12 protein-coding genes are annotated in these 8929 nt (G+C 59.2%); all 12 read right to left on the minus strand.

What is annotated here, in order from left to right; genetic code table 11:
* Positions 1 to 81 precede the first annotated feature (81 nt).
* Positions 82 to 714: a hypothetical protein gene (locus WB650_RS03750; RefSeq protein ID WP_423959482.1), complete on the minus strand. Its 633-nt coding sequence runs from the start codon at positions 712 to 714 to the stop codon at positions 82 to 84.
* A gap of 44 nt (positions 715 to 758) precedes the next feature.
* The gene (gene iscX, locus WB650_RS03755) at positions 759 to 983 is read right to left on the minus strand and encodes a Fe-S cluster assembly protein IscX (protein ID WP_423959484.1); all 225 of its coding nucleotides are present in this window, start codon (positions 981 to 983) and stop codon (positions 759 to 761) included.
* Positions 984 to 1024: 41 nt separating this feature from the next.
* Positions 1025 to 2893 carry a Fe-S protein assembly chaperone HscA gene (gene hscA, locus WB650_RS03760; protein ID WP_423959486.1) on the minus strand — a complete coding sequence of 623 codons (1869 nt, stop codon included), beginning with the start codon at positions 2891 to 2893 and terminating at the stop codon, positions 1025 to 1027.
* Positions 2894 to 2902: 9 nt separating this feature from the next.
* Entirely contained in the window at positions 2903 to 3538 is a 636-nt protein-coding gene (gene hscB / locus WB650_RS03765) for a Fe-S protein assembly co-chaperone HscB (protein WP_422303869.1), read from the minus strand.
* Positions 3539 to 3568: 30 nt separating this feature from the next.
* The gene (locus tag WB650_RS03770) at positions 3569 to 3892 is read right to left on the minus strand and encodes a HesB/IscA family protein (RefSeq protein WP_422295851.1); all 324 of its coding nucleotides are present in this window, start codon (positions 3890 to 3892) and stop codon (positions 3569 to 3571) included.
* A gap of 6 nt (positions 3893 to 3898) precedes the next feature.
* Positions 3899 to 4321, minus strand: a complete 423-nt coding sequence (iscU, locus tag WB650_RS03775) for a Fe-S cluster assembly scaffold IscU (RefSeq protein ID WP_422295853.1) — start codon at positions 4319 to 4321, stop codon at positions 3899 to 3901.
* A gap of 39 nt (positions 4322 to 4360) precedes the next feature.
* Complete coding sequence (locus WB650_RS03780) at positions 4361 to 5578, minus strand: IscS subfamily cysteine desulfurase (RefSeq protein WP_422303868.1); 1218 nt, start codon at positions 5576 to 5578, stop codon at positions 4361 to 4363.
* A gap of 225 nt (positions 5579 to 5803) precedes the next feature.
* Positions 5804 to 6292, minus strand: a complete 489-nt coding sequence (locus WB650_RS03785; RefSeq protein ID WP_422303867.1) for a GNAT family N-acetyltransferase — start codon at positions 6290 to 6292, stop codon at positions 5804 to 5806.
* A gap of 333 nt (positions 6293 to 6625) precedes the next feature.
* Positions 6626 to 6943: a hypothetical protein gene (locus WB650_RS03790; protein ID WP_423959489.1), complete on the minus strand. Its 318-nt coding sequence runs from the start codon at positions 6941 to 6943 to the stop codon at positions 6626 to 6628.
* 100 nt (positions 6944 to 7043) lie between these two features.
* Positions 7044 to 7985: a protein translocase subunit SecF gene (gene secF / locus WB650_RS03795; protein ID WP_422303865.1), complete on the minus strand. Its 942-nt coding sequence runs from the start codon at positions 7983 to 7985 to the stop codon at positions 7044 to 7046.
* A gap of 41 nt (positions 7986 to 8026) precedes the next feature.
* Positions 8027 to 8452, minus strand: a complete 426-nt coding sequence (locus WB650_RS03800) for a hypothetical protein (protein WP_423959491.1) — start codon at positions 8450 to 8452, stop codon at positions 8027 to 8029.
* A 19-nt stretch (positions 8453 to 8471) separates the two neighbouring features.
* Entirely contained in the window at positions 8472 to 8642 is a 171-nt protein-coding gene (locus tag WB650_RS03805; RefSeq protein WP_423959492.1) for a hypothetical protein, read from the minus strand.
* Positions 8643 to 8929 lie beyond the last annotated feature (287 nt).

An 8929-nucleotide genomic window follows, 5' to 3' on the forward strand; every position in this document is an offset into this window, starting at 1 on the left:
GGTCCAAGACCCGCGCGCCGCTTTGCGAATGCAAAGAGCCGACGGCCGCGTATCGCGGCTGTCGGCTCTTGTTGTCTGGAGTTATGCGCGCGCTTTGCGCAGCTTGTGCGCCGATGCGCGCTTCGCGATGCGAACGCGCTCCGGGCGGCGCTTGACGCGCGCCGCCACCTTAGCCGCGACCTTGGTCGCGGGCTTCTGGATTGCCGCCGCGGGAGCGGCCGCAATCACCGGCGCTGCTTCCGCTGCGACTGCCGCGGGCGGCATCGCCGCCTCGGATGCCGCGCGCTCGGCCTCCAACACCAACGCGGCGCGTCGCCGCGCGATCGCGTCCAGGCGCTTGTCCTTCCACTTGCGCAATCCCATCCGCATGTACTCGGGATTGATGTCGAGCATGTCGCAGACGTTATCGAACGAGAAGACCCAACGCTTGTCTTCGTGCGCGATCCACTCGTCCGCATCGCGGAACAATCGCTGACCCTTGCTGGTGGACGCATCGATGCATTTCATGAAGCATTCGATCGCGTCCTCGAGCACGCTCAGGATGAGCCGCTTTTCGCCTTCGAGCAGATGCTTCTTGCGCATCGCCTCGAAGTATTGAATGGGCAAAAGGGTGTCGGGCTCGAACAGCCCCGGCAATCTCTCGTCCAGTGTTTCCTTTTCCTGCATCTTCTCTCCGTTATCCGTCTTCAATGTCGTACTGCGTGCTTCTTCCACCGGCCCCACCTCCCAGTAAGTTTTGGACGTAGACACCTCTACGCCTATTCAGTGTCGTCTTCGTTCTCTTCCTTATAAATTTCGTGCCATGCCATCTGGATGGCTTCCAATTTCGCTTCGGTTGAGCCTTCGCGGTTGTCGTCGAATTCGTCGAGGTCGATAACCCATTGACGCAGGTCAGTGAACCGCGCGTCGAGCGGATTCAGTCCTGGATGATTTTCCGCCAGTACTTCCGCGAGCTCTTCAGCCTGATCCCACTTGAGTCCCATTGCTAATGTACGTCCCTGATCTCGCTTCCGTTGCAGCGGTGCTAGGAAACTTCCTCGACTGATTTTGTTTCGAGCGCCAATTTAATAGCCGCGTCCATTATCCGCTCTGCGAACGGAGTGGTTATCTCGTTCAGCTCTTCGACGAGTTTTGCAATTAGTTCTCGATCGGTTCCCGTTCGGGCCGCCTCCAGCCGCTCCGCAACCTCATCCATGCGCGAACGCTCTTCGACCGACGCCAGCCGGCCAAATTCGCCAAGCTGCTTTCGAAGTGCGCCGAGAATTTGATCGGCGTCGTTGCGCGCCGAAATCAGCAGGCGCTCTTCGAGATCTTGTTCCCCAAGATCGATGGCCTCTTCGAGCATTCGCTCGATTTCATCGTCCGTCAGTCCGTAGCTCGGCTTGACGTCGACCGAGTGCTCGCGGCCCGTGCGCTCATCGCGCGCATTGACATTTAGTATCCCGTTTGCATCGATGAGGAAAGTGACCTCGATTCGCGGGACACCCGCCGGCTGAGCCTGGATCGGACCCAGCTTGAAGCGCGCCAAGCTCCGGCAATCCTTAGCAAGTTCTCGCTCTCCTTGCAAAACATGGATATCAACATGCGTTTGATTATCCACAGCCGTAGTGAATCCTTCGGCTATGCTCGTCGGAATAGTGGTATTGCGATGTATTAGACGTTCCATCACACCACCCATCGTTTCGATGCCGAGCGACAGCGGCACGACGTCCAGCAGGAGCATATCGCCCTGAGTTCCCATTAGCACGGAAGCCTGCACGGCGGCTCCCAAAGCCACCACTTGATCAGGGTTTATCGAGCAGAGGGGTTCTCTATGGAACATCTCAGAGACGCGGCGACGGACGATCGGCATCCGGGTCGAGCCTCCCACCAGCACGACCGCGTCAATGTTGGCAGCAGTCAGCTTGGCGTCTGCCACTGCGAGTTCACATCGCTTGAGCGTCCGTGCGATGAACGGCGCGGCAAATTGTTCCAGAGCGTCGCGCGTCAGATGCTTGCGAATCGAATGGCCGGGGAGCTCGACGACGACATCTGCCTCGGTCACGGCGGTGAGGCGTTTCTTGGCGTCCTCGGCGGCCATGCGCGCGCTGTTCCAGACATGGCGATCGAGTTTGAGCGTGTCGGGAAGTTCGGCGATCAGCCAATCGACGATCGCGCGATCGATATCGTCGCCGCCGAGATGCGTGTCGCCGTTGGTCGCCAGCACCTCGAAGATTCCTTCTTTGATGCTCAAAATCGAAATGTCGAAAGTGCCGCCGCCGAAGTCGAACACCGCGACGTTGCCGGTCGCCATCTTGTTGAGACCGTAGGCAAGCGACGCCGCCGTCGGCTCGTTCACCAGGCGCACGACTTCGAGACCGGCGAGGCGGCCGGCGTCCTTGGTGGCCTGGCGTTGTCCGTCGTTGAAGTAGGCGGGAACAGTGATCACGACGCGCTCGACTTTTTCGTCATTGGCGAGTGCGCGTTCAGCGGCGCTCTTGAGGTTGCGCAGAATTTCGGCTGAGATTTGCGACGGCGTGAAGACGCGCTTGCCGATTTGAAAGCGCACCACCGGGCCGCTCAGATCGGCGAAGGTATAGCGCGCGCGATCTTCGGTCGCGATTTCGTCGCCGCCGAGTCCCATATAGCGTTTGACCGATCGAATGACGGCCCCGTATTCGCCGCCGGCGAAGCCGACTGCGCTCACGCGCCCGTCGCGCTCGACCGTCAGATGCGGTTCCATCTCGATTGCGCGCTCACCGACTGTCACAGAACCATCGGGCGCGATCGCAACCACGCTCGGCAGCAACGCGCTGCCATTCTCGCCGACCGGAATTACCCGCGGCTCGCCGTCTTCCATAGCGGCGATCAGGCTGTTGGTGGTGCCGAGGTCGATGCCAAAAATTCGTCCCATTTTTTTAGTTTAAGCGGCCTTTGAGTTCTCGAGTGCGCGATCGACGTCGCGAATCAGCGTGCGCAGGTAGGCGATATTGGAAAGAGTGGCCTTCAATTCCAACGTAAGCATTTTTTGATCTGCGGGCTGATCCCATTTCGCGAAATTTCGATCGAGCTCGGCCAGCGCTTCGTCCATTTTGAATTGAAGCTCGATACGTCGCGCGGCAATCTCGGTCGCGCGTTCGTGCGCCTCTTCGGGATCTGACAGCTGCATCTCGGCCAGTTGCTCCTGCACATCGAAGACCAGCTCGGCCAGTTCGGGCGGGACGCGCTTGTTATTCTCGGCGAGCTTTTCGCCGTTAAGTTCAAGCCAATAAAGGCCGCGCGCAACTGGATCGCGCAGCGTGCGATAGCTGCGAGTGAGAGTTGCAGTAGCGCGCAGGCTCGCGTCGCGGACCTTCGGGCCCTTCGAGGCGAACCGGTCGGGATGAATCTTGCGGCTCAATTCGTGATAACGATGCTCGAGCGCGTCGAGATCGATCGTCAGCTTGCGCGGGATGTCGAGCGCGGCGAAACAATCGAGCGGCGCCGCGAGCGGCGACCCACACTCAGCGCAAATCAGCGACGGCTTTTGCCGCCTTCCACATGAAAGACATTCGATCATCTTGAGATGCCATTCCCCACGTCCACTCGTTCATACGACGAACGACTCACCGCATCCGCAACTGCGCTTGGCATTTGGATTGACGACTTTGAAGCCCGACGACATCAGCTCTTCGCCGTAGTCGAGCTCGGAGCCGTTGAGGTAGAGAAAACTTTTCTTGTCGACGATCAAGCGCGCGCCGTCGCGCTCGAAAACCTTGTCGCGATCCTTGGCGGCGTCGATTTCCATCCGGTACTGCAAGCCCGAGCATCCGCCGCCCACAACCTTTACGCGCAGACCCGCGCCTTCGCCCTTGTCGGCGACGAGCTGCTTGATCTTTTGGGCAGCGCCCTCGGAAAGTGAAATCACAGCCACGAGAAGTTAGGCCTCCTTCGATTTGGCCGGCTCTTCGGCCGCGACGTCGTCGCCCTTGCGCTTGCGCCAGTCAGTGATCGCGGCCTTGATCGCGTCTTCGGCCAGGACCGAGCAATGAATCTTGACCGGAGGCAGATTCAGTTCCTTGACGATGACGGTGTTCTTAATCGCCATCGCTTCGTCGATATGCTTGCCCTTGACCAGTTCGGTGACGTAGCTCGAACTTGCGATCGCACTGCCGCATCCGAAGGTCTTGAAGCGTGCGTCTTCAATAACGCCGCTGTCGCTGATCTTCAGCTGCAACTTCATCACGTCGCCACATTCCGGCGCGCCGACGACGCCCGTGCCGATGCCCGGCTCGTCCTTGGCGAAGCTGCCGACGTTGCGCGGATTGTTGTAGTGCTCGATAACCTTATCTGAATAAGCCATGATTTTTATCCCTATGCGGCGCGTCGAAACGGCGTCGTTTTACGATTTCCAATTGACCGATTTGAGATCGATTCCTTCCTTCGCCATCTCGTACAGCGGCGACATCTCGCGCAGCCGCTTCACTTCCTTGCTGACCCGATCCGTCACGTAGTCAACTTCTTCGAGCGTGTTGAAACGGCCCAGGCCGAAACGAATCGAGCTGTGCGCGAGCTCGTCGTCGATTCCCAACGCGCGGATGACATACGAAGGCTCGAGCGTCGCCGACGTGCATGCGCTGCCGGAGCTGACCGCGATATCGTTGATACCCATCAGCAGAGACTCGCCTTCGACGTACGCAAAGCTCACGTTGAGGTTGCCCGGCAGCCGCTCGGTCGGATGACCGTTGACGTAAATCTCATCGAGCCGCTCGAAGAGTCCAGCCTGCAATTGACTGCGGAGCTGAATCAGCCGCTGCGCTTCGTCGGGCATTTCCTTGCCCGCGATTTCGCACGCCGCGCCGAGCCCGACGATTCCCGGAACGTTGAGCGTCCCGGAGCGCATCCCGCGCTCATGGCCGCCGCCGTCCATCTGCGGCGAGATTCGCACGCGCGGTCCCTTCGAGCGAACATACAGCGCGCCGATTCCCTTCGGTCCATAAATCTTGTGCGCGGTGATCGACGCGAGATCGACACCCGCCTTTTCGAAATCAACCGGCACCTTGCCAATCGCCTGCACCGCGTCGGTGTGAAAGACGATGCCCTTCTCTTTCGCGATCTTTCCGATCTCGGCGATCGGATGAAGCGTGCCGATCTCGTTGTTCGCCCACATGATCGTGACGAGCACGGTCCTGTCGGTGATCGCGTTGCGCACCGCGTCCGGATCGACCATCCCGTACTTGTCGACCGGCAGGTAGGTTACAGTCGCCTTGCCCGCACGCTCGAGCGCGCGGCAACTGTCGAGCACGGCCTTGTGCTCGGTGACGCAACTGATGATGTGGTTGCCCTTGTCTTTGTAAAAATCGACGACGCCCTTGATTGCCAGGTTGTCGGATTCGGTGGCGCCGCTGGTGAAAATAATTTCCTTGGACTTGGCTCCGATCAGCGCGGCGACCTGTTCGCGGGCGCGACTGACGGCCTCTTCCGCCTCCCATCCGAAGCTATGATTACGGCTGGCGGCGTTGCCGAACTTCTCAGTGAAATACGGGAGCATCGCATCGAGCACACGCGAATCGACGCGCGTGGTCGCATGATTGTCCATGTAAACGGGTTTTTTCAGCATTGTTCTTCAGTATCTATTCAACAAATCTTCACGTTCGTTCCGCGCAAAATCGTCGAGACAATAATAGTGGACCTGCTAGGTATAATATAAGGCTTACAAAGAAACAGTCAAACGAAATTTTAGCCTCGGAAAATACTCGACCCACTGAGTCTAGTAAGGCAGATTGCGCCCGCGTGTCAAGGACAATATGAGCCTTACCGACCGGTCAAGAACGCCACATCGAGACTATTTTGGACGCGGTTTCAGGTCCATCCGCCTCTCCTCGCGCCAATCACTGAAGCCGAGGCGATGCCATGCCGTCGCACCGACCCAGTTGCGATGCAGGACGCTGAGCGTGATGACCGTGATGCCCGCGTCGCGGAACCATTCGAAGGCGGCCTCGAGCATCGGCTTCATTAGCCCGCGTCCTCGGAAGGCCTCGTCCATAAAAGCCTGGCTGATATAACCGATGGACGAGGGAAGCGCGCCGTCGGCTTGGTGCTTGAGGCGAATCCACAAATGACCGACGAGGCGAGCGTCGCCGGCGTCCGCGACCCAGACCGCATGATGGCCGCGATTGAGCACGAGCCTCAGCCAGTTAGGCGCATCGCGGATACCGTCCCAATCGAATTGCACGCGCGGGTCGAGCGACTGTTCCCATGCGGCGAGCGCGGCGACGAGTCGCGAGAGTTCGGGGATGTCGGCTTCGGTGGCGCGGCGGATCTCAATCGACATCGCTGGTGTCCTCCGATGAATTAAACCACTTGATTTAATTTGAAACCCAACGTGGGTTTCAAACTTCCCCGGCAGGGGTGACCCCTGCACCCGGTATAAAGATCAGGATGCGGGACTTCGTCCCTGTTCGGAAGTGGTTGTGGGAGAAGAAGAGAGATGGGCAGTTTGCGTCGCGTTGGGGTGCGCCGGCGAGCGCCGAGAAAAACCGGGATTCTTCGCTGCGCTCTGAATGACGCGGGTGGCACAGGCTTTAGCCTGTGTTTCTGGTCTATGCAACTCCAAGAGAATCACAGGCTGAAGCCTGTGCCACAAAGAAGAAGACCGAGCGCTGCGCTACGCGAACGGGCCGGGGTGCGTGGCGTCGAAGGAGATTTCCAGCAGTTTGCGTTCGGTGCGGATTGATTTCAGGGCGGCTTCGCGGGTTTGTTCGAATTCGCGCTCGAGCCATGCCGCGATTCGTTCGATCAGTTTTTCGGGAGAGTCGGTAGCGCCGATCAAACTGGTCGCGATGCGACATCTCAGCGCGACTTTCTCGATTCCATCGGCGCGTTCGAGGCTCAACGTAAGCACGACCGCATCCGCATTGCGCTCGAGTGGACGGGCGCTCGCTATCACGTAAATGCCGCGGGCGGTTTTCAAGGTTGTTGGCACGGTGTACGCCACTTACGCCGGTCGCAGGAGCATCCGGCGAGATTCTTCGCTGCGCTCAGAATGACACAAAAAGCAGAAAATCAGGCGACACAAACCGCCGTCAGGCGGCGCGGGAGGAGCCGGCGCCTTTCTGGGTGCCGCCGGTGCCGCCTTCCCAGAACAGGACGACCGGGCCTGCGATGTAGATCGACGAGTACGTACCGGTGATGAAACCGATCAGCAGCGTGAAGGCGGAAGGGCGCAGGATTGGGCCGCCGAATGCCAGCAGGGAGAGCAACACTACGATCGCGGTGCCCGAGGTCAGAATGGTGCGCGAGAGAGTCTCGTTGATCGCGCGATTCATGATCGATGCGATCGGCTCGCGCCGGCGCTTGGCCGAATCCTCGCGGATGCGGTCCGACACGATGATCGTGTCATGCACCGAATAGCCGATGACGGTCAGCACTGCGGCCAGCGTCGTCAGATCGAACTGGTATTGCGAGATGACCAGCGCGCACATCACGACCAGCACGTCGTGAATCAGCGCAATCACGGCGCCCGCGCCGAAGCTCCAGCTCACGTGGCGGAACTGGATCGCGATATATACGCCCATGAAGATGGTCGCGATGATGACTGCGGCAAAGCCCTTGCGCCGCAGGTCGCTGCCGACTTTGGCGCCGACGCTCTCGACTCGCACCACCTTGGCGACGCCCGGGCCGTAAGCTTTGTCGAGCGCAGTCTCGAGCTTGGGTCCGATACTGCCGATGCTCTTGACCGCCTCGAAGCGCGCGAGGAAGGACTGGCCTGCTTTGCCGAAATCCTGAATGGTAACTTCGCCCAGGTCGAGTGGCGCGAGCGCCTTACGAATCGCGTCGCCGTTAGTCTTCTGGCTGAATTCTATTTGCGCGACGCTGCCGCCGACGAAATCGACGCCGTAGTTAAGCCCCTTGGTGAGCAGCAGCACGATCGCGAGGAGATTGATCGCGGTCGATAAGGCGACGAAGAAATAACGCTTCCCGACGAAATCGAGATTGATGCCGGGAGGAATGAGCTGTAAAGACATCGGCCCTGTTTAGCTTTTCGTGGTTATGCGCACAAGTACGGTCAGCTGGCCGCGGCGCGCTTGCGTGGAGATCGAGTTGAACGGCGCGGCGTACCGCCGCCGGTTTCCTTGGCCGCCGCGGCCGCCGTGGTTGCAGCAGCCAGAGCCTTGGTGCATGCGCCGCACATATTATTTTGATTTGCGGGATCTTCGGTAAAGCCGTCGTCGAGCGAGTGGCACACTTTCATGCATGAGGCGCAGATGAAGTAGATGCCCTCGATGGTTTTATTGATACGTTCGCGGTTGAGGATGCGGCCGCGCAGTTTCTCGATTCTAATGCCGAGCAGCTCACCGTACTGACGCTTGATTTTTCGCCGGCCGGCTTCGTCCTTGGGAAGGTCGGCATCTTCGTCCGACTCGTCCGCCATGTCCCCGAACGAAGCGTACTTGTCGCGCTTGGAGGTCTTGCTCTTGCGCGCTCTACCCATTGCGTGATCCCCCTGCCGCTTAGCGGGTGCGTCCGACGAAGCCGCAAGTCTTCTCGCAGACGAGGTAGAAGCCCTTGCGCCCGAAGCCGGCGAACTTGGTCACCTTGCTCTCGGCGCCGCAACTGGGACAGATGTGTTTCTGCTGGATGCCCGCGTTTTTCTCGGCGGTTTTAGCTTTTTTCTCTGCCATGACGTGGAACGCTCTCGAATTTATTTATTAACGGCTGTCGAATTTGTGTTCGGAATCAGTTTGACGCAAAACGACCCGGCCACTGGATGATACCATCTGGCCGGGTGCATTCTCAAAGGTAAGTTCGCAGGGGCGCATAGTCAATAGGCCGGCCGCTGGCATTGGTGGCACAGGCTTTAGCCTGTGATTCTTTCCTGGATACACGGACCAGAAAATCACAGGCTAAAGCCTGTGCCACCGTGTTGCGGGCGCGCGCGATGCGTGCAAGCGTTGAAGCATCTTGGACT

This window comes from Binatus sp. (SeqCode), assembly GCF_049584895.1.
GTDB lineage: Bacteria > Desulfobacterota > Binatia > Binatales > Binataceae > Binatus.

Excerpts from the sequence above, each read along its gene's own strand:
- secF (WP_422303865.1), bottom strand. The coding sequence starts at position 7,985 with ATGTCTTTACAGCTCATTCCTCCCGGCATCAATCTCGATTTCGTCGGG.
- WB650_RS03785 (WP_422303867.1), bottom strand. The coding sequence starts at position 6,292 with ATGTCGATTGAGATCCGCCGCGCCACCGAAGCCGACATCCCCGAACTC.
- iscU (WP_422295853.1), bottom strand. The coding sequence starts at position 4,321 with ATGGCTTATTCAGATAAGGTTATCGAGCACTACAACAATCCGCGCAAC.
- WB650_RS03805 (WP_423959492.1), bottom strand. The coding sequence starts at position 8,642 with ATGGCAGAGAAAAAAGCTAAAACCGCCGAGAAAAACGCGGGCATCCAG.
- hscA (WP_423959486.1), bottom strand. The coding sequence starts at position 2,893 with ATGGGACGAATTTTTGGCATCGACCTCGGCACCACCAACAGCCTGATC.
- hscB (WP_422303869.1), bottom strand. The coding sequence starts at position 3,538 with ATGATCGAATGTCTTTCATGTGGAAGGCGGCAAAAGCCGTCGCTGATT.
- WB650_RS03800 (WP_423959491.1), bottom strand. The coding sequence starts at position 8,452 with ATGGGTAGAGCGCGCAAGAGCAAGACCTCCAAGCGCGACAAGTACGCT.
- iscX (WP_423959484.1), bottom strand. The coding sequence starts at position 983 with ATGGGACTCAAGTGGGATCAGGCTGAAGAGCTCGCGGAAGTACTGGCG.
- WB650_RS03780 (WP_422303868.1), bottom strand. The coding sequence starts at position 5,578 with ATGCTGAAAAAACCCGTTTACATGGACAATCATGCGACCACGCGCGTC.